The sequence below is a fragment of the Antarctobacter jejuensis genome (assembly GCF_052266595.1).
Classification (GTDB): Bacteria; Pseudomonadota; Alphaproteobacteria; order Rhodobacterales; family Rhodobacteraceae; genus Antarctobacter; species Antarctobacter jejuensis.
This window is the reverse complement of sequence record NZ_JBQQXJ010000006.1, coordinates 19,723-40,297: the sequence shown is the minus strand read 5'-3', so window position 1 is coordinate 40,297 and position 20,575 is coordinate 19,723. Positions and strand designations below refer to the sequence as shown.

Annotated in this window: 18 protein-coding genes; 3 read left to right on the top strand and 15 right to left on the bottom strand. The window is 61.7% G+C overall.

The genetic code is table 11. The annotated features are described in order from the left end of the window. Positions 1-43 precede the first annotated feature (43 nt). The 12 genes from pheT to ribA form a co-directional block, all read right to left on the bottom strand. Positions 44-2,443, bottom strand: a complete 2,400-nt coding sequence (gene pheT / locus ACTXGA_RS10020; RefSeq protein ID WP_443393212.1) for a phenylalanine--tRNA ligase subunit beta — start codon at positions 2,441-2,443, stop codon at positions 44-46. Positions 2,444-2,897: 454 nt separating this feature from the next. Then, a complete protein-coding gene (locus tag ACTXGA_RS10015; protein WP_443393210.1) occupies positions 2,898-4,139 on the bottom strand; it encodes a PAS domain-containing protein in 1,242 nt (413 codons plus the stop codon). A gap of 127 nt (positions 4,140-4,266) precedes the next feature. Beyond that, complete coding sequence (locus tag ACTXGA_RS10010; RefSeq protein WP_443393208.1) at positions 4,267-5,451, bottom strand: ABC transporter permease; 1,185 nt, start codon at positions 5,449-5,451, stop codon at positions 4,267-4,269. Positions 5,452-5,454: 3 nt separating this feature from the next. After that, a complete protein-coding gene (locus ACTXGA_RS10005) occupies positions 5,455-5,910 on the bottom strand; it encodes a hypothetical protein (protein WP_443393207.1) in 456 nt (151 codons plus the stop codon). Positions 5,911-5,912: 2 nt separating this feature from the next. Further along, positions 5,913-7,547: an ABC transporter permease gene (locus tag ACTXGA_RS10000; protein WP_443393205.1), complete on the bottom strand. Its 1,635-nt coding sequence runs from the start codon at positions 7,545-7,547 to the stop codon at positions 5,913-5,915. Continuing rightward, positions 7,544-8,149 carry a DUF1330 domain-containing protein gene (locus ACTXGA_RS09995; protein ID WP_443393203.1) on the bottom strand — a complete coding sequence of 202 codons (606 nt, stop codon included), beginning with the start codon at positions 8,147-8,149 and terminating at the stop codon, positions 7,544-7,546. Before ACTXGA_RS09995 ends, ACTXGA_RS10000 begins: the two co-directional genes overlap by 4 nt. A gap of 104 nt (positions 8,150-8,253) precedes the next feature. After that, entirely contained in the window at positions 8,254-9,375 is a 1,122-nt protein-coding gene (locus ACTXGA_RS09990; protein ID WP_443393201.1) for an extracellular solute-binding protein, read from the bottom strand. 123 nt (positions 9,376-9,498) lie between these two features. Continuing rightward, complete coding sequence (locus ACTXGA_RS09985) at positions 9,499-10,608, bottom strand: extracellular solute-binding protein (protein ID WP_443393199.1); 1,110 nt, start codon at positions 10,606-10,608, stop codon at positions 9,499-9,501. 111 nt (positions 10,609-10,719) lie between these two features. Next, positions 10,720-11,823, bottom strand: a complete 1,104-nt coding sequence (locus ACTXGA_RS09980) for an ABC transporter ATP-binding protein (protein WP_443393197.1) — start codon at positions 11,821-11,823, stop codon at positions 10,720-10,722. A 301-nt stretch (positions 11,824-12,124) separates the two neighbouring features. Next, on the bottom strand, positions 12,125-12,664 hold the full coding sequence (locus tag ACTXGA_RS09975) for a L,D-transpeptidase family protein (protein WP_443393686.1): 540 nt from the start codon (positions 12,662-12,664) through the stop codon (positions 12,125-12,127). A gap of 10 nt (positions 12,665-12,674) precedes the next feature. After that, entirely contained in the window at positions 12,675-13,676 is a 1,002-nt protein-coding gene (locus tag ACTXGA_RS09970) for an LLM class flavin-dependent oxidoreductase (RefSeq protein ID WP_443393195.1), read from the bottom strand. Positions 13,677-13,739: 63 nt separating this feature from the next. Next, positions 13,740-14,822, bottom strand: a complete 1,083-nt coding sequence (gene ribA / locus ACTXGA_RS09965) for a GTP cyclohydrolase II (RefSeq protein WP_443393193.1) — start codon at positions 14,820-14,822, stop codon at positions 13,740-13,742. Positions 14,823-14,968: 146 nt separating this feature from the next. On the opposite strand from ribA, the gene ACTXGA_RS09960 reads away from it, so the two are divergent. Beyond that, entirely contained in the window at positions 14,969-15,655 is a 687-nt protein-coding gene (locus ACTXGA_RS09960; protein ID WP_443393191.1) for a response regulator transcription factor, read from the top strand. 427 nt (positions 15,656-16,082) lie between these two features. Here ACTXGA_RS09960 and ACTXGA_RS09955 read toward each other — a convergent pair whose 3' ends face one another. Further along, entirely contained in the window at positions 16,083-16,550 is a 468-nt protein-coding gene (locus ACTXGA_RS09955; RefSeq protein WP_443393189.1) for a MarR family winged helix-turn-helix transcriptional regulator, read from the bottom strand. A 103-nt stretch (positions 16,551-16,653) separates the two neighbouring features. Between ACTXGA_RS09955 and ACTXGA_RS09950 the strand changes: the two genes are divergently transcribed. Further along, positions 16,654-17,082: an organic hydroperoxide resistance protein gene (locus ACTXGA_RS09950; RefSeq protein WP_443393188.1), complete on the top strand. Its 429-nt coding sequence runs from the start codon at positions 16,654-16,656 to the stop codon at positions 17,080-17,082. A 20-nt stretch (positions 17,083-17,102) separates the two neighbouring features. Here the strand turns inward: ACTXGA_RS09950 and ACTXGA_RS09945 are convergent, their stop codons facing one another. Beyond that, a complete protein-coding gene (locus ACTXGA_RS09945) occupies positions 17,103-17,456 on the bottom strand; it encodes a YigZ family protein (RefSeq protein ID WP_443393186.1) in 354 nt (117 codons plus the stop codon). 295 nt (positions 17,457-17,751) lie between these two features. On the opposite strand from ACTXGA_RS09945, the gene ACTXGA_RS09940 reads away from it, so the two are divergent. Then, complete coding sequence (locus ACTXGA_RS09940) at positions 17,752-17,964, top strand: hypothetical protein (protein ID WP_443393184.1); 213 nt, start codon at positions 17,752-17,754, stop codon at positions 17,962-17,964. A gap of 80 nt (positions 17,965-18,044) precedes the next feature. Here the strand turns inward: ACTXGA_RS09940 and pnp are convergent, their stop codons facing one another. Continuing rightward, positions 18,045-20,186, bottom strand: coding sequence for a polyribonucleotide nucleotidyltransferase (gene pnp, locus ACTXGA_RS09935; protein ID WP_443393182.1), 2,142 nt, complete (start codon positions 20,184-20,186; stop codon positions 18,045-18,047). Between the last annotated feature and the right edge of the window lie 389 nt (positions 20,187-20,575).

Here is a 20,575-nt window from a genome sequence, read left to right as displayed (position 1 = left end):
GCCGCGCGGCGGATCGTCCCCCGCCGCGCGCGCCGTTTATCTTTTACGACCGCAGGGTGCCGCCTGTGGCTTTGCTGACTTTTTCGACGATCTTGGCCGCGACGGCCTCGATGTCCTTTTCTTTCAGCGTCTTGTCTATCGGCTGCAAGCGCACGGTAATGGCCAGCGACTTCTTGCCTTCGCCCAGGCTGCCGCCAATGAATTCATCAAAAACACGCACGTCCTCGATCAATGCCTTGTCCGCGCCGGCGGCTGCGTTCACGACGTTCAGCGCCTCGACATCGGCATCCACGACAAAGGCAAAGTCACGCTCGACCACCTGCAGGTCGTTCAGCTTCAACGCCGGGCGGGTTGCGCCGGATTTGCGCGGCATCGGCACCTCACCCGGCCAGAGGACAAAGCCGACCGCCGGGCCTTTGACATCCAGCGCGTCCAACACCTTTGGATGCAATTCGCCAAAGACCCCCAGCACCTTCTTGGGCCCAAGGCAGAACCGCCCGTGCCGTCCCGGATGCCACCAGCCCTCACCACCGCGCAGGATCTGCATCTTTGCGGGCGCGTTTAAGGCTGCCAGAACCGACTCTGCATCCGCCTTCGCATCAAAGACGTCCACGGGACGGGACGCCCCGTGCACATCCTTGGGCCCTGTCCGACCGACAAGGATGCCCGCGACCTGAACATGCTGCTCGCCCGGTTCCCCACCGTCAAAGACAGCGCCCACCTCGAACAGCGCCAGATCGGCAAAGCCGCGCGCCTGATTGCGGGCCGCCGCCTGCAGCAGTCCCGGCAGCAGCGAGGGGCGCATGTGGCTCATTTCGGAGCTGATCGGATTGGCCAGCATATGAGCGTCGTCGCCACCGCCGAACAGCGCCGCGGCGGGCTGATCGATAAAGCTGTAGGTCACGCATTCGTTGTAACCGAGGGCGGCAACGCTCCGCCGCGCCGCGCGTTCCCGCACCTGCATCGGCGACAAGACCGGGCGCGGAATACCATCTGACAGACGCGGCAGGGGCTTGCCCTGCAACTTGGTCAGCGAGGCCACGCGCGCCACCTCTTCGACAAGATCCGCCTCGCCCTGCACGTCCGGTCGCCATGACGGAACATGCGCCATGTCGCCCTCCATCCGGAAGCCGAGCGTCTCCAGAGTGGCACGCTGCTCTTCGGCCGGGATTGCCATGCCGACAAGCGACACCACATGATCGGTGTCCAGCTTGTAGGCGCGATCCGCCACCGGCACTTCGCCAGCGACCACAACTTCCGACGCCTCGCCGCCGCAGAGATCGATGATCATCCGCGCCGCATCTTCCATCGCCTGCATGTTGTAGGCCGGATCGATCCCGCGTTCGTTGCGATACCGCGCGTCCGAGTTGATCTTGAGCGCGCGCCCGGTGTGGGCGATCTGAATGCGGTCCCAGACCGCGGCCTCGAGGAAGACATTTACCGTCTCCTCGGTGCAGCCGGTGGCCAGTCCGCCCATGATTCCCCCGATGGATTCGATCCCTTCGTCGTCCGAGATCACGACCTGTCCGTCAGAGAAGGTGTAGGTCTTTTCGTCCAACCCCTGCAGCGTTTCGCCGGCCTTGGCCCGATGCACCCGCAGGTTGCCTTTGACCTTGTCCGCGTCAAAGACGTGCAGCGGGCGGTTGCGGTCGAAAGTGAAAAAGTTCGTGACATCCACCAGTTTCGAAATCGGGCGGAGGCCGATCGCGCGCAACCGATCCTGCAACCATTGCGGGCTGGGGCCATTCTTGACGCCCCGGATCAGTCGACCGGCAAAGACTTCACAGCCGTCGGTGCGCGTGTCTTCGTCGATTGCGATGGTGATCGGGCTTGGGAAGGCGCCCGGCACGCTTTCCACCTTCAGCGGTTTCAGTGTGCCAAGGCCGCGCGCCGCAAGATCGCGCGCGATGCCGTGTACCCCCAGTGCGTCCTGCCGGTTGGGCGTGATCGCGATTTCGATCATCGAATCGACCTTGGCCGGATCGTTCTGGGCCAGCCAGTCGGTGAATTTCTCACCCACCTGACCTGAGGGCAGTTCGATGATGCCGTTGTGTTCGTCCGACAGTTCCAACTCACGCTCAGAGGCCATCATGCCGTGGCTTTCGACACCGCGGATATTGCCGACCGAGAGGGTCACATCGATCCCCGGCACGTAGTCGCCCGGCTTGGCGAGCACCACGGTGATCCCGGCCCGGGCATTGGGCGCGCCGCAGACGATCTGTTTCACACCCTCGTCGGTTTCGACCTTGCAGACACGCAGGCGGTCCGCGTCGGGGTGCTGCTCGGCCTCCAACACCTTGGCGAGGGTAAAGGAGGACAACCGCGCCGCCGGGTTCACGACCTCTTCGACCTCCAGCCCGAGATCTGTCAGCGCCTCGGCGATTTCATCTACCGTGGCCGTAGTGTCGAGGTGCTCCTTGAGCCAGGAGAAGGTGAATTTCATCGGTCCGTGCCTCGCATCGCCGTCGTCTTGTCGCGGTGTGATTAGCGGATCGGTCCCGGGGAGGAAAGAGGGGCCGGGCCCGCGCCCGCCCTAAGTGTCCGGCGCATGCAGCAAACCCGGCTAAAACATCGTACGCTGCATCGCGGTTTTGCCCTGGATGACAGCGGTCAGTTCGACGACGCGCCAGCCGCTGCTCAATCTCGGTCAGGCATCGGTCCAGATGCCCGACGATCCCCGCCAGCGCAGTCCCCGAAATGGACAGCGGCCCAGAAACAAAACAATTTTGCTCAGGTCAAACTGCACCTCGGAGCCGGCATAGCTGGACACTGCGGAAAACCGAGGTGCGTGTTCCGTCATGGCCAGCCTCTGCTGGAAAAGGATCGTTCGGACATCATCGACGGTACGAATTGCCAAAGAGGGAAGGCCGATCTGCCGGTGCCCCCTCTGCCGTCAGTCACCCGGCCGCACGCAACATGGCGGTGTTGTTCTGCACCACCGCATTCAGATCCATGACCTTGGCAAGACGCTCTTCGATTTCGGCCTGACAGATATCCAGCTGCTCGACGATCCCGTTGAGTGCCGTCCCAGAACTGCTCAAGCTCGCGTTTTCGATCTTGCACATCATGCGCGTTGAACTGAGCCCGGTCACATACCGTTTCATGTCCTGAACGCTGTGCGCAAAACGCCGTGCTTCCCTTTCAACTGAACTCAGCATCTCGCCCGTCTGTCTGGCGAACGTTCGTTCATGCCCCTGCAAGATGTCGGTTTCCCGATGCAAGTCCACGGAATCGGGGTAGTCGTGATCCTTTTCGGAAAAGACAGCTATCATTTCGCGCTCAACTGCCGCCGAGAAGGCAAGGAACTGACCCGCCAGAATCGCCGTGCGGATGCGGGACAGGACGCAATCATCGCCCTCCACGAATGTCTTCACCCAGGTCGTCATCTCCTCCAGCATCTGGCTGTAGTTGACAGAGATCGCACTGATCGGGCCGCCGGCGTTTTCCAGCCGTGAGGCGATGATGCGCATGTTCATCGGCACGGTGCGGATGGCCTGAAAGGCCTCCGTCAATTGGTTGGTTTCGTCCTCCACCTGCGTAATAGCCCGGGACATGTCGAGGTAACGTTTGAGCAGCGGGTCAAGGGATTTCCCCATCTGGCGCGTGCGCGAGTCGAATTCCGTCGCCAGAGCGTGGCTCTGGAAGGCTTCGTAGGACGGGTATCCCTTTGCGCGCAGGGCGTCGCGCAGGGCGGCGGCGCTGTCCTTTGGCGTCAGTTCTCCCTCCGCTTCGCGGCGGGCAAGATCTGAATAGAGTTCTTCCACCTCAGCCCGCAGCGGTGAGGTGGGTTTGATCCGGGTCGAGATGTAGCCATCCTCCCCCGGCGCGGCCAGCGCAAAGACCCAGTAATAGCGCCCGCACACCCGGCGGTTCTTGATATAGGCGCCGGTCGGAAGCCCGTCCTTCAGCCGCTGCCAGAACAGTTCGAACACACCTTTGGGCATATCGGGATGGCGGATGATCTTGTGTGGTGCGCCGATCAGATTGTCCCACTCGTGGCCAGCCACCCGCTGAAACACGTCGTTACCAGCAAGGATGACGCCCCTTTTGTCCGTGCGGGAATAAAAGGCCTCATTGACGCGGAACATCGCCTCGTTGCTGGACGCGGCCTTTGCAAAATGGGGATCGTGTTCGGACATGCGCGGCTCCTTGTTGCTCAGACCATAGAGGGCGATCCGTTTTCGAATCCTGAACAGCGAAGCGCCGCGAAAACTCGCGGCGCCTCTATTCTAGGATCAATTTTAGCGGTCAGACCGCCCCGAGTGCTCAGCCCGGGCTCAACCCGCGCATCTTCTCGGACCGGCGCCGCAGAATTTCGACTGTTGTCAGGAGCGCGATGGAAATCGCAACGAGGATCGTAGCCACCGCAAGGATCGTCGGGCTGATCTGTTCGCGTAGGCCGGTGAACATCTGCCACGGCAGCGTCTGCTGTTTGGCCGAACCCACGAAGATCACCACAACCACCTCGTCGAAGGAGGTGATAAAGGCGAACAGGCCACCCGAAATCACGCCGGGCAGGATCAGCGGCATCTGCACACGGAAGAAGGTGGTCACCGGATCCGCCCCCATGTTCGCCGCCGCCCGCGTCAGCGAGCGGTCAAAACCAACCAGCGTTGCCGTGACAGTGATGATCACAAAGGGAATGCCGAGCGCGGCATGGGCCAGCACAACACCCGTCAGCGTCCCCTGCAGACCGATCCGCGAATAGAAGAAATACATGCCTGCAGCCGAGATGATCAGCGGAACGATCATCGGCGAAATCAGGATCGCCATGATCGCCCGGCGAAAGGGCACATGTTCGGACGACAGCCCGATCGCCGCCAGCGTCCCGAAGCTGACAGAGAGCAAGGTCGCCAGCGGGGCGATGATCAGGGAGTTGCGCAACGCCTGCTGCCAGTCGTCGGAGGTGAGGAAGTCGCGATAGTGCTTGAGGCTGTACCCCTCGGGATCAAAACGCAGCATTTCGGGGGTAAAGGTAAAGAAGTCCTCGGCGTTGAAGGAAAGCGGCATGACCACAAGGATCGGCGTGATCAGGAAGACAAAGACCGCGCCGGTCAGCACCCGGAACGCATAGTGCCACAGCACCTGCCCGCTGGTCAGATAGGGCGGCAGCGGCACACGGTACCGCCCGTTGCCGATCCAGTAGGTGAACCAGCCGAAGAACCAGCCGAATAGAGCCCCGACCACCAGTCCGGGAACCCCTCCCAACAGGAATCCGGCCACGGCCATCAGCCCGACCAGCCCCCATTTCGCGGCTTTCTCCAACCCCGGATCCAGCACTTCGAGCAGGACATAGGCGATGGCCGCCAGCACGACAAAGCCCGCGATCAGCCCCAGCAGGACGGACCCATTGGCGGCGCCCACGAAAATTCCGGCAAAGCCCCCCGAGGCGCCAACCACAGGGGCGGCAAAGGAGATCGGCTTTTTGACGGCAGCGGTTTCGACGGCCATGTTTCAGCCCTCCTGCTTGGTCTGCAGGCGCGCGGCTTCGGCGCGCGCCCGTTCGATGGCGGCCTGCATCATCTGCGGCCGGAATTCACGATTGTTGTAGACGCGGTAGCCCTGCACGGTGCCGACAACGGCCAAACCGGTCGAGACCAGCACCACCCCAGGTTTGCCGGTCGCGGCCCATGACCCGACCGCCATGCAGCCTGCCGCCAGCGCCGTGCCGGTGATGGGACGTTCCAACGCCCAGCCACGGAAGGACAACATCGGCAGTGCAAAGCTGAACAGGCCCATCGCGGCTGCCGCCAGCAGTGGATCCAGCACCACCTTGCCGTGAAGGAGCAGCGACAGGAAGTACCCCGCCCCCAACCCGCCAATGACCCAGAGCAGGCCATGTTCATAGCGCCCCGTGGCCCAAAGCCGTTCCCACATCGGGTCGCCCGGCTCGCCTTGCAGCTCTGCCATCGTCACCCTCCAAGCTTGACGTTGTCGATCCCGACGATCCGGTCGTACGCCCAGTAGAGGATCAGAACGACCCCCAGCAGGATGGTCCCCAGCGCCGCCGCGAGACCCCAGTTCAACGAGGACGAGATGTGATAGGCAATCCGGTTCGAAATGAACGTACCCGTGGTGCCCCCCACGATCTCTGGCGTGATGTAGTAACCGATCGACAGGATGAACACGAGGATGCTGCCCGCCCCGATGCCCGGCACCGATTGCGGAAAGTAAACCCGCCAGAACGCCGTCCAGTTGGTTGCGCCCAGCGACTTCGCCGCACGGACGTAATAGGGCGGGATCGTCGACATGACCGAATACATCGGCAGGATCATGAAGGGCAGAAGGATGTGTGTCATCGCGATGATCGTGCCCAGCTGGTTGTTGATCATCACCAGTCGCGCGGCATCATCCACCAGCCCCAGCCAGACCAGAACATCGTTGATGACCCCCTGTTGCTGCAACATGACCTTCCACGCAGAGGTCCGCACCAGAAGCGAGGTCCAAAAGGGAAGCAGCACGAGGATCATCAACAGGTTCGCCGTGCGCATCGGCAGATTCGACAGCAGGAAGGCCACCGGATAGGCCAGCAGGATGCAACTGACGGTGATGACCAGTGACATGAACATGGTGCGCTTGAACAGAAGGCCGTAAATCCGCTCGTCCTCATCGCGCATGGCCGGGCCGTCGGGCGTCTTCTGCATATCGATCGCGTTCAGGAAATAGCCGTTGGTGTAGGCCGGGCTGTAGGTCTGGATCGTCCGCCAGACTTCGACGTCCAGCCAATCCTCGTCGATCTTCTCGAACGCGGGCTTCAGGTCCACAGTCTCGAAGTCCGGCGTTTCGACCAGTGCATCCGCGGCTTGCAGCATCTCCGCCCGCGGACCGGCATACCTGGACATGTCACCGGCTTTCAGATCCTCGTAGAGCCGGGTGTGAACGATGGTCCACGGCTCTTCCTTCAACAGGCTCTTTTCGTCTTCGACGATCATGAAGTCGGCAAAGCCCTGATAGATGGCCGACGTGCGCGGCAGAAGGTCCGCAATCCCGTCGCGCAGTTCAAAGGCCGGTAGCGGGTCGCCCTTCTTCCACTCGCGCATCTCCGCCAGCCAATCGTCCGACCCCATCAGTTCGGCCCACGGCTCGCCCTTGTCCCAGTCCTTGTCGAGATCTTTAAACTGGTCCTGATAGACCTCGCCGATGTCATCCAGCCCTCGCCCGGACTTGCGGAACAGGGAGGATACGCCGGTCAGTTCATAGTTCAGACGTGTGCCAAGACGGGTGTGCAGCTTGTTCTCGGCAGCGATGAAAATATCGGTATAGGCGGCGTCAAACACCGTGTCGGGGGGCAGTTCGCCGCTGCTGCCGTCCCAATCCTTCAGCGCAGTTGTCGTCCGCGGCAGGGTTTCCTGCACGATCTGGTTCTCGATCGAACGGAACAGCATATCCGCGATCGGCGCGATGAAAGTCACCAGCACGAACAACAGCAGCGGCGCAATCAACGCCAGCGCCCGCATTTTTTGCGCCCGGAGCGCCCGGGCAAGGCTGCGTTTCAACGGTGTGCCGTCTGCCGCCAACATCGGTCCGGATTGTGTCGCGTCGCTCATGCTGCGCCCTCCACGAGAATGATTGTGCCCTCGGAATGGGCCTTCCGGATCTTCACCAGTTCCTGATAGGCCGGGTCGAAATAAGCCGCGCGGGCGGCGTCAAAGCTTGGGTAGGCAATAACCACGTGGCGTTCGCCCGATGTCCCTTCCAGCAGCTCGGCGCGACCGCCCCGCACGATGTAACGCGCGCCGTGGCCGCGCATGATCGGCGTGTTGCCGGTGACATAGGGTTTGTATTGCTCAAGGTCGTGCACGGTCACATGGGCAATCAGATAACCCAAGGGCGCGTCGCCCGCCGGTTCCGGCAGGTCTTCGTCATTGCCTTCGACCACCATGATCGTGCTGTCGGCAGAGGCACGCCGGATTTCGGCGACCTCTTGATAAGCCGGGTCATGGTAGGAGGCCAGCGCCGCCTCGTAGCTTTCATATTCGAACAGGACATGGCGCTCTTCGGCCTGCCCTTCGACAACCTCGGAGGTTCCGCCGCGCACCAGAAACCGGCCGCCGGAGGCCAGCAGGATCGGCGTATCCTTTTCGACATATTCCTTGTAGGCCACCGGATCCTTCACGGTGATATGTCCGATGATATAGCCTTTTGGCATATCGCTTCCCTGTCCCTGCGGGGTTTTGTTGGTCCGTGGCGGGACATGCCCGCCACGAACGTTGTTTCGGATCGGGCGGGCAACCAAGCCCCCCTACCCTTGCCTTACTGCGCGAGCCACGCCTGGAACTTCGCGTCGATATCGTCGCGATAGTCCGCCCAGAACTCATAGTTGTAGAGGAAGGTGTTCTTGGCGTTGTCCGGATCCGTCGGCATGTGCGGCGCCATTTCGATCCCCAGATCGGCATGGGTGCTGACCAGCGGCGCCGAGCTTTCACGCGCCGGACCATAAGAGATGTACTTGGACTGGTCCGCGAGACGCTGTGTGTCAGTTGCGAACTTCAGGAAGTCCATGACCCGCGCCAGACGATCCTCCGGCAGACCCGCCGGGATGATCCAGCCGTCAAGGTCAAAGACCTGTGCGTCCCACATCATGCCAACCGGCTGGTTCTGTTCGACAATGACCGAGAACAGGCGGCCGTTGTAGGTCGACCCCATGAAGATTTCGCCATCGGCCAGCAGCTGAGGCGTATCTGCGCCAGCCGACCACCAGATCACGTCGTCCTTGATGGTGTCGAGCTTGGCGAGTGCGCGATCCTGGCCCTCTTCGGTTTCCAGAACGTCATAGACGTCTTCCTTGGCGACGCCGTCACAGAGCAGCGCCCATTCCATGTTGTTGATCGGACGCTTTTCCAGCGCGCGCTTGCCCGGGTAAGTGTCCAGGTCAAAGACCGAACAAATCTCGGACGGCGGCTCGACGCCCTCGGGGACCATGTCGGTACGGTAGCCGAAAGTGGTCGAATAGACGATCTGCGGAATATAGCAGTCGGAAACGATCAGATCGCCGAAGTCGTCGCTGGCAGAGGTGCCGTCAGGTGCGGCTGCCAGAACTTCGTCATGGTCGATTTCCATTGCCAGACCTTCGTCGCACAAACGGATGGCGTCCGAGGCCACCACATCGACGAGATCCCAGGTCACGTTGCCTGCTTCGTTCATGGCGCGCAGCTTGGCCACCGCTTCGGCCGAGCTTTCGTCCCAGGTCGCGGACACGCCATCGTGCATAGCCTGGTAAGGTTCGACATAAGCCTTTTGCTGCGATGCCTGATACGCGCCGCCCCAGCTGACCAGCGTCATGTCCATTGCCATGTTGCCATGGCTTTCGGCATGGGCCGCAACAGCGGCCACGGTCAGCGCCGTGCTTGTCAGTAGAGTTTTCGTAAGTTTCATTATTTTTTTCTCCCTTGGTATTTCCCGATTTCTGCGGGGGCTGGGCTTCGGGTCATTCTCGCCCGCTCGGCCTTTCGGCAAAGCGCAGGGCGGGTGTATCCCGCCCTGCCCGCGATCGCGTGGTTACTTGACCAGCCAGGACTGGAAGCGTGCTTCGACGTCGTCCTGGTTGTCAGCCCACCATTCGATATTGTTCACCAGAAAGTTCTTCTGGTTGTTGGGGTTCGTCGGCATGTGCTGCGCCATGTCGATCCCCAGCTCTGCGTGATCTCCGACCAGCGGCTGCGACGAAGCGCGAGCCGGGCCATAGGAAATCCACTTGGCCTGATCGGCCAGACGCTGGGTGTCGGTGGCGAACTTCACGAAGTCCAGCACACGGTTCAGACGGTCCTCGGGCAGATCGGCGGGAATGATCCAGCCATCAAAGTCGAAGACCTGCCAGTCCCAAAGCATCGCAACCGGCTGTTTCTGCTCTTCGATGACCGAGAACAGGCGACCGTTGTAGGTGGAACCCATGACGATCTCGCCATCGGCCAGCAGTTGCGGCGTGTCGGCACCGGCAGACCACCAGATAACCTGATCCTTGATCGTGTCCAGTTTGGCCAGCGCGCGGTCCACGCCGTCCTCGTCCAGAACGTCGTACAGATCTTCCTTGGCAACCCCGTCGCACAACAGCGCCCATTCGAGGTTTTTCTTGGGGCGCTTTTCGAGGGCCCGCTTGCCCGGGAAGTTTTCCAGGTCGAACAGGGCGCAAAGGCTGTCGGGGGTCTTACCGCCCCATTCGGCCACGTCGGTCCGATATCCGAAGGTCGTCGAGAAGACGATCTGCGGAATGAAGCAGTCATTGATGAGCGACGGGCCAAAATCGTCCTCGGCGCTGGTGCCATCGTCACCCGGCGCCAGCATTTCCTCGACGTCGATCTCCATCGCCAGACCCTCGTCGCAAAGACGCTGGCTGTCCGGTCCCTCTACGTCGACGAGGTCCCACGTGATGTTGCCGGCTTCGGCCTGGGCCCGAAGCTTGGCAACCGCCTCGTTCGAGCTTTCGTCCCAAGTAATGCTGATCCCCGGGTGCATTGCTGCATAGGGCTCGGCATATGCATTGACCTGCGAGCGCTGGTAAGCGCCGCCCCAGCTGACAAGGATCATGCTGTCTGCCATGTCCTGCGCTGCCACGACGCCGGCAGTCAGCGCAAGCGCCGAACCGGCCATCAAGGTCTTGGTGAGCTTCATCTAAGTCTCCCTAGTGTACCCGTGTTGCGAAAGGGGGCCGGGTACCGGGTTTTCCTCCGGCCCTTTTGATACCCGCCGAACGCTAACACGATGCTGGCGGGGTATTCCGTATCACTTGGCGTCAAGCGCGCGGCAGTCTTCAGGCTGCCATCCGATTTCCACCGTGCTGCCAGGTTCCATGCGAACCTGGCCGGGGGCGTTTCGTGTCTTGACGACGAAGTTGTCATTCCCAGCAACCCGCAGGCGGGTGCGGAAAATATCGCCCATGTAGATGAACTCCAGCACCTCGGCTTTCAGCAGATGCGCGTCCGGGTTCAAACGCTCCTTGTTGAACTCGACCCGTTCGGGACGGATGGAGACGCGCGTGCGCTCTCCTACCGCGCTGACGTTGACCGGGGTGGCGTCCAGAACCGACCCATCGTCCAGCTTGACCACGCAGGTGTCGCCAGTGATCTCGGACACCACGCCTTCAAGCGTGTTATTCTCACCGATGAACTGCGCGACAAAGCTGTTCTGCGGCCGTTCATAAAGCTCGTCCGGCGGCGCGAGTTGCTGAATGCGACCGTCATCGAACACCGCGACGCGATCCGACATGGTCAGCGCTTCGGTCTGGTCGTGGGTCACGTAGACCGTGGTGATGCCAAGGCTGTGCGCCAGATTGGTGATTTCGAACTGCATGTGTTCGCGCAGCTGTTTGTCCAGCGCGCCCAGCGGCTCGTCCATAAGAACGAGCTCCGGTTCGAACACCAGCGCCCGGGCCAAGGCGATCCGCTGCTGCTGCCCGCCGGACAGTTGCGCGGGCCGGCGACCGCCAAAGGCGCCCATCTGCACCATGTCCAGCGCGCGCTTGACCTTGGCCTCGCGGTCGGACTTGCCGATCTTGCGCACTTCGAGCGGGAAAGACAGGTTCTCGGCCACGGTCATATGCGGGAACAGCGCATAGTTCTGGAACACCATGCCGATGCCGCGTTTGTGCGGCGGGATATTGTTGATCGAAACGCCGTCCAGCTTGATCTCGCCATGGGTGGCGGTTTCGAACCCTGCCAGCATCATCAGGCATGTCGTCTTGCCAGAACCGGACGGCCCAAGCATGGTCAGGAACTCGCCCTTCGGCATGCTCAGGTTGAGGTCTTTCACAACGAGCGTTTCGCCGTCATAGCTTTTTTGCACGCGCTCGAACGCAACGAATGCGTCGTCGCCAGATCCATCAGCCACGTAGTGCTCCCCGTCTGTTGTCTCACGGATGTTTCTCCGCTTTGTTGATCCCAGACTAAAGCGCGGTCACCGCCTACTTGCAAGGGACTCACGGGATTCTGCGCAATCACTACGCAATTCCAATACGTTTGATCATAAATCCAGCGCCACGCAGGACGCCCGGTTGCCAAGCTCAGTTGATTCGGGTCATTCGCCTGCCAAAAGAGAAGCTAACGCCCCCTCCTTTTCGCGCAGACGTCACATCTGAACGGGCGACGATCCGCGCTCCCGATACCGGGTAGTTCGCGCCGCTCTTATCACCTTACTTTGCGCCCTTTCGCCCGGTTCGCGGCGCGGTCTGCAGGCCCTCAGGCACGATCAGGCATGTGCCGTACTCGATCCGCTGGGCAATGGCGCGCAGATGCTCCGGGTGAAAGGCCAGGCAGCCTTCGGTTGGATAACCCTGACGCCGCCAGCGATGCAGGAAAATCGCCGATCCCCGCCCTTTTTGAGCACGCGGCCAGTTCCAGTCTGTCAGGATCACAAGGTCGTACAGGTGATCCCCGCGCCGCAGTCTTTCATGACTGTAGGGATACGGCGCGCGGACCATCAGGTTGTAATCGTCATGGGCGGGGTCATCGGACCATAGGTCCGTGGGTCTGATCGGAACAGCCCAATCGACGGGGGGCGCCATGCGGTCAGGACGGTACAATAGGCCAACGATGCGGTGCACCCCTGCGGGCGTCGCACCGTCGCCTTCGCGCTTGTCCACCCGGACACCGCCGCGCCCGATGGAACAGGGCCAGTGGCGGCCCGCAAAGCGCAGCCCCATTGGGGTCAGCACCATGTCCTTGGCACGCATGCTCTGCATTTCACGCGGCCTCGGCGCGACCGATCCGGCCCATGACCTCGGCGGCAATCTCGAAGGACCGCAACCGCGCTCCATAATCGTGAATTTGCCCCGTCAGGATCACCTCATCGGGTTGATGCCTTTCGATCAAATTCCTCATCTGAGTCTCGACCTGCGCCGGGTCACCCACCGCGCTGATCCGCAGCGCGGCGTCCAGCGCCGGCATCGCGCCCGCCGGCACGACAAAGGACAGATCATCCACCGGTGCAGGTAATTTGCCCGGTGTGCCGGTCCGCAAACGATAGAATGCCTGTTGCATGGTTGTGCGCAGGCGGCGCGCCTCTGCCTCCGTCTCGGCGGCAAAGACGTTGATCGCCATCATCGCATGCGGCTTTTGCAGCGACTCCGAGGGTTTGAAATAGCGCCGGTACACTTCCAACGCCTGCTCCAGCATCTGCGGCGCGAAATGCGATGCAAAGGCATAGGGCAGCCCCAGCATCGCCGCCACCTGTGCCCCGTGCAGTGAAGACCCAAGAATCCACAGCGGGACTTGCGTCCCCTCACCCGGCAATGCCCGCACCTGGCGTCCGTCCACGGGCGGCCCAAGGAGATCGCGCAATTCGGCAACCTCTTCGTGGAAACGCTCTGCCCGCGCGTGCTGTACGCCCAGCGCCTGCATCACCGCGTAATCCCCGCCCGGCGCGCGGCCAAGGCCAAGGTCGATCCGGTCCGGGTATAGCGTCGCAAGGGTGCCAAAGGCCTCTGCCACGGCCAGCGGCGCGTGGTTGGGCAGCATAATCCCCCCTGCCCCGACGCGCATGTGACGCGTGATCCCGGCCACGTGACCGATCAGAACCGCCGTCGCGGCTGAGGCGATTCCCGGCATGTTGTGGTGTTCCGCCATCCAGTACCGGTGATAGCCCCAATCTTCGGCATGACGCGCCAGATCACCGGTATTGCGCAGCGCGTCCGCCGCGGTAAAGCCTTCGGGAACGGGCGAGAGATCGAGCAGGGAATATTGCATGGGACATGCTCCTTTGTAGGCAAAGCTATGTACTGCGCCCCAAGGCACAAGCCCCCGGGACCGTCATAGCAGGTGCCCGGACTTGGCAGCCTTTACCGCAAGGTAGCGCGCATTGAACTCCGTCTCCCCCACCTTCAAGGGCACGCGTTCCGCCACGCGCACCCCGCAGTTTTCCATCATGGCCATCTTTGCGGGGTTGTTGGTCATCAGGCGCACGGCAGAAAATCCCAGTTTTTGCAGGATCTGCGCGCCCAAACGGAAATCGCGTTCATCATCCTCGAATCCAAGTCGATGATTGGCCTCGACCGTGTCGAACCCCTGATCCTGCAGCGCATAGGCGCGCATCTTGTTGGCAAGCCCGATGCCGCGCCCTTCCTGTTGCAGGTAGAGCAGCACACCGGCCCCTTCTTGCCCCATCTGCATCAGCGCGGCGTTCAACTGCGGCCCGCAATCGCATTTCAGCGACCCCAGCAGATCGCCGGTGAAACAGGCCGAATGCAGGCGTGACAACACCGGTTTATCGCGATCTGGACGGCCAATTTCGATGGCGTAATGCTCTTCGGAACCGTCCGCGGGCCGATAGATGTGCAGCCGAGCGTTCTCTGCCGCGCGCAGCGGGACGCGAGCCGAAATCACATGGCTCAATTCTGGCAGGGCGTCCAGCAGGGGCGCCGCCTCCGCCGCGTCGATCACCCCCAGCCCCTCTGCCTCTGCCAGCCCCTCGGGCACCGGAACCACCAGCGCGGCGGGCAGCAGTCGCGCGCCCTTGCACAGCTGCAGGGCCAGTCGGTGCAACGCGGCGTCGCCGTTGCGCCGCGTCTGCAACGGGCCTTTCATCGGGTTGGCAAGGTCATCGGCCGGGTCGGATAAGTCCTGCACCCAGGACAGGCGCGCGTCTTCGGGCACCACTACCCGTGCAACATCCCCGTCATAGGCCCGCGCCTTCAGCGTTGCCGCGCGCCGCCCCGTAAGGGCAAGGTCCAGCGGCCCCAGCGCCTGCAAGGCACGCATCCGCGCCTCTCCCAAGGTTTCGGCGGAGGCCACCAGCACCATGCCCTTTGGCCCGCGCAGCACGACAGGCACGCCCATCCTCAGGTCCGCCCGCGCCCGTGCGAGCCGCTCATTCAGGTCTGCCCCCAGTCGCACAACCGCCCCTTTTCGCCCGTCAACTTCCCGATTTCTGTAACATTTCCGCCTCTGGCACACGAGGCCGTGAACGGCTTGCAGCAAAACTTGCCGGAGGCGCACATTGTCCACATCTGATCTGAAAGGCAACACGGAGTCCCGGAAGCATGGCACAGTTGAGAAACATCCTCTTGGTCGACGATGACGAAGATCTGCGTGAGGCGCTGGCCGAGCAATTGATCATGACCGAGGACTTCGAAGTGTTCGAAGCCGAGTCCGGCACATCGGCAATGGCCCGCGCCAAGGAACAGATCTATGACCTGATCATCCTGGATGTCGGTCTGCCAGACACAGACGGACGCGAATTGTGCCGCCTGATGCGCAAGCAGGGTGTGAAATCGCCGATCATCATGCTGACCGGCCACGACAGCGACGCCGATACGATCCTTGGCCTTGACGCTGGCGCAAACGACTACGTCACCAAGCCGTTCAAATTCCCGGTGCTTCTGGCGCGGATCCGGGCGCAACTGCGTCAGCACGAACAGTCCGAAGATGCGGTGTTCACCGTTGGCCCCTACACCTTCAAACCAGCGATGAAGATGTTGGTCACCGATGACGATCGCAAGATCCGCCTGACCGAGAAGGAAACCAATATCCTGAAGTTCCTCTACCGCTCGACCGAGGGTGTGGTGCCGCGCGATACGCTGCTGCATGAGGTTTGGGGATACAACGCTGGCGTGACCACACACACGCTTGAAACCCATATCTACCGCCTGCGCCAGAAGATCGAGCCGGACCCGTCGAACGCCCGTCTGCTGGTCACTGAGTCGGGCGGCTATCGGCTGGTGAATTGAGCGAACGTCGGGGGCGAAACATCCTAAAGTCGCATTGTTGAAAGGCGGATGTGGACGGTAAGGTTGACTGGCGCCCCGATTGACGCTGATCAAAGAAACAGACCGGTCACATCTTTTACCACTGGTCTTGAGAGTTCCCGTCGCATGTGCGGGTCAACACATGCACCTCCCTGTTGGACCTGGCCGGGCATAATGCCCGGCCTTTTTTCGTCCAACGCCTGCACCTGCTCGATGCGTCGCCGTGTGCCCCGATGGTCAGCGGCCCGGCAACCTGACCGGGGCCCCTAGGGGCGTTTCGTGAGTGGTGTCGCCGGAAATACCCGGTCTGCAACCTATCCTTGATTGGAGCTTGCGGGAAAAGGGTAAAGAAACGGTCAAACTTCCCCCCGCAAAACGAGGTCATGGCGGCAGAAGGCCAGACCACGGATCAGACAGAAGGACTCGCTTTGTCAGGCGTTGTCTGTGTCTCTTTCCGCAGCGTGTCGCGCAGGTTCAGGACTTCATCGCGCAGCCGTGCCGCCTCTGGCATCGACAAACCGCTGCTTTCAAGGAAACACCGCGCCACCTCGGCGCTTTGGGCCTGCATCGCGCGCCCCTCTTCCGTCAGGCGAATACGCACCTGCCGTTCGTCCTGCGGGTCGCGCGTCCGGGTGACCAGGCCCTTGGCTTCCAGCCGTTTGACCAGCGGCGTCAAGGTGTTGGAGGCCAATTGCATCTGGATTCCCAAAGATCCAAGCGTCTGATCATCCGCCGACCACAGAGCCGACAGCACAAGGTACTGTGGATAGGTGATGCCCATCGGATCAAGAATCGGCTTGTAGGCCTGCTGCATCGCGTGCCCGGCCGAATAGAGCGCAAAGCACAACATTTCTTGCGGTGAGAGCGACTTCATCATTCCACAGGAATAAATCGCGCACGATTAAATCGCAAGCGTTGACTTCTCCCCGCTCCGATGATTTCTTTCGCGCACGATTTAATCGTTACAGAGGAGATGCGCGATGAGTGTCGACACCAAGTATTGGACCGAAGCCTGGGCAACAGGCGGCGGCCGCAATGGGACCGCCGGACTGGAATCCGGCATGCTGACCGTCACCATGACCAGCCCGACGGAACTGGGTGGATCCGGCAAGGGCCACAATCCCGAAGAGCTCTTCGCCACCGGCTATGCTGCTTGCTACCTTGGCGCAATGCGCTTTGCCGCGCAGAGCGAAAAGCTGGGCACCGTGCCCGAGGACGCCAAGGTCACGGCGCATGTGGGCATCGGCCCGCGCGACGACGGCGGCTTTGGCCTACAGGTCAAACTGGCGGTTTCCCTGCCCGGGGTCGAACGTGACGTGGCCGAAAAGATTGTCGAGCGCGGCCATTTCATCTGCCCCTACTCGAACGCCACCAAGGGCAATATCGTGGTCGAGACCGAACTCGTCTGACCCATCGGCGCGGGGCGCGTTCAGGCGTCCCGCGCCTCTAGATACATCCGCACAGCTTCCTGCACATGGCGAAAGCGGTCACCGCCCAGATGCTTGCCACCGTACCAGCGTGTCACCACGACAATCGTGTTCCGCAGATCCTCACGCTCCAGCATGCGCAGGATCACCATGCCTGCACCACTTTCGCCATCGTCGTTCTTCAGAGCGCCATCGTCGGTCAGACAGGCCCATGTATTGTGCGTCGCCTTGGCGAACTTCTTGCGACGCTTCAGGTCCTTCAGAAAGGCTGCCGCCTCTTCCGGCGACTGGCAGGGTCCACCTGACACGGCATAGCGCGAGCCCCGGTCCTTGATGATGTTTTCCAGGATCTGCATGGCGTGGGACTAGAACCGTCAGGCGCCCGGCGCAAGGTCTCGCCCAAATGCGGGCGCACCCCTGACACATCAGCCGCGAGTTTCCAACGCGTGCGGATCGAGGTAGAACCGTCGAACACCCGCAAGAATATCTCATCCAAAGCATAATTCTTATTCGTTTTTCTCATGCAATAGAATCCTCTATCTCTGAACCTGCAGGGAGGCGGCCGGGCCACAACACTGCCTTGAAGGGATCATCCCCCCGACAAGAGGCCCGGCCAACCGCCTTACCTGCCGCCCAGTGAAAGGAGCGACCATGAAAACGATGATCTCCCGCGGGTTGACCGCGACCGCCGCCGCCCTCGCCCTGTCCCTGATGGGGGCTTGTTCGGCTGAACGGGCCTTTGACAATACGGTCGATGCCTCACTCTTCGTGGGCAAGACAGCGGTGAAGGCCACCGCCGGAGCCACGAAACTGGCCGTCAAGGGCACCCGCTCGGTCGTAGGTGCCGGCAGCGATGACAACTGAATTAAAGACATGAAATACAAAAAAGCCCCCGACCAGCGGTCCGGGGCTTCGTGTTTTCAGTCAGAAAGGTAAAGGTGTGATCAGCCCTCTGCCGCTTCTTCCTTTTCCTTGGCGATTTCTTCGCCGGTCTCCTGGTCGACCATCTTCATCGCCAGGCGGACCTTGCCGCGATCGTCAAAGCCCAGCAGCTTGACGTAAACTTCCTGGCCTTCCTTCAGAACGTCCGAAGGATGGTTCAGGCGGCGGTTCTCGATCTGGGAGACGTGCACCAGACCGTCACGCTTGCCAAAGAAGTTCACGAAGGCGCCGAAATCGACGATCTTCACGACCTTGCCCTTGTAGACCTTGCCCTCTTCCGGCTCTGCCACGATCGAATAGATCATGTCATAGGCCTTCTGGATGGACTCACCGTCCGGCGAGGCGATCTTGATGATGCCTTCGTCGTTGATGTCGACCTTCGCACCCGAAACCTCGACGATCTCGCGGATCACCTTGCCGCCCGAACCGATCACTTCACGGATCTTGTCGGTCGGGATCTGCATGGTCTCGATGCGCGGCGCGTGAACGCTGAACTCACCGGCAGTCGACAGCGCCTTGGCCATCTCGCCAAGGATGTGCAGGCGGCCTTCTTTGGCCTGTGCCAGCGCGGTCTTCATGATCTCGGGCGTGATGCCCGCGACCTTGATGTCCATCTGCAGCGAGGTGATGCCATTCTCGGTACCAGCCACCTTGAAGTCCATGTCGCCAAGGTGATCCTCGTCACCAAGGATGTCGGACAGGATGCCGTAGGAGCCATCCTCTTCCAGCACCAGACCCATTGCCACACCGGCCACCGGCGCCTTGAGCGGAACGCCCGCGTCCATCATCGACAGCGAACCGCCGCAGACCGACGCCATCGAGCTGGAGCCGTTGGATTCGGTGATCTCCGACACCACGCGGATGGTGTAGGGGAAGTCCGTCGCCGCCGGCAGAACAGCCTGCAGCGCGCGCCAAGCCAGCTTGCCGTGACCTATCTCACGACGGCCGGGGCCACCCACGCGACCAACCTCACCCACCGAGTAGGGCGGGAAGTTGTAGTGCAGCAGGAAGTTGGAGCGATAGTTGCCGTGCAGGGCGTCGATGATCTGCTCATCGTCGCCGGTGCCCAGCGTGGTCACGACCAGCGCCTGCGTTTCACCACGGGTGAACAGGGCGGAACCGTGGGTCCGCGGCAGCAGGCCGGTTTCCGACACGATCGGACGGATCTGGTCCAGTGCGCGGCCATCGATACGGCGGCCGTTCTTGACCACGTCACCGCGCAGAACCATCGATTCCAGCTTTTTCATCGCCGAGCCAAGGTTCGGATCGGCAAGCTGCTCTTCGCTCAGACCGGCCTTGATCTCTTCCTTGAGCGCGGCAACTGCTGCCACACGCTCCTGCTTGTCGGAGATCGCATAGGCGGCGCGCATCTTCTCTTCGCCAGCGGCCTTCACGACGTCGTACAGGGCCGAATAGTCGGGCGCCTGGAAATCGAACGGCTCTTTGGCGGCCTCTTCGGCCAGTTCGATGATCAGGTCGATCACCGGCTGAATGCTTTCATGCGCGAACATGACTGCGCCCAGCATCTCGTCCTCAGTCAGCTCGTAGGCTTCGGACTCGACCATCATGACCGCGTCCTTGGTGCCCGCGACAACCAGGTCGAGCCGCTGCTCGGGGTTGTTGCGCAGCTGGTCCATGTCGTCCACGGTCGGGTTCAGGACGTATTCACCGTCTTCGAAACCAACGCGTGCGCCGGCGATCGGGCCGCGGAACGGCGCGCCGGAAATGGTCAGCGCGGCGGAGGCGGCGATCATGGCGACGATGTCGGGATCGTTGACAAGGTCGTGGCTCAGCACGGTGCACATCACCAGAACTTCGTTCTTGAAGCCGGGCACGAACAGCGGGCGGATCGGACGGTCGATCAGGCGTGCGGTCAGGGTTTCTTTCTCGGTGGGACGTGCCTCACGCTTGAAGAAACCGCCGGGGACCTTGCCCGCCGCGTAGTATTTTTCCTGGTAGTGGACGGTCAGGGGAAAGAAGTCCTGGCCTTCTTTTTGCTGCCTGGCAAACGTCACGTTGGCCATGACAGACGTCTCGCCCAGAGTGGCGATCACGGTGCCGTCTGCCTGACGGGCAACCTTCCCTGTTTCCAGTGTGAGCGTTTCTTCGCCCCACTGCAGCGTCTTTTTAACTTCGTTGAACATCAGATATCCTCTTGGAGGCACTCCCGAGCCCTCTCGGGTCCTCCGTTTGCGTGGCGGCCCCATTGCCGCCGACCCCTTCATCATCCCATGCGCCAGGGTCAGAGCGTCACGTCTCAGATGGGTGGCGCATACAACAGAAGACCCCGTTTGTGAAGCGGTTCCTGCGCTCAGGACGACAAGGCCGGTCACCTCCCCGACAGGCGGTGACCGGCGTCAACAGCGGCAACGCGGGATCCTGCCCGAAGGTCCTGAAATCGTCCATTGCCCGGAGTCATTTTCGCCCGAGGGGGATCTGTTTCCACCACAGCCTTTGATCTCATCCACAACCGCTATGGGCGCGGGCAGAACACTTGACGGCCCATCCTTTGCCAAGGCGGCGCTGGTCAGGA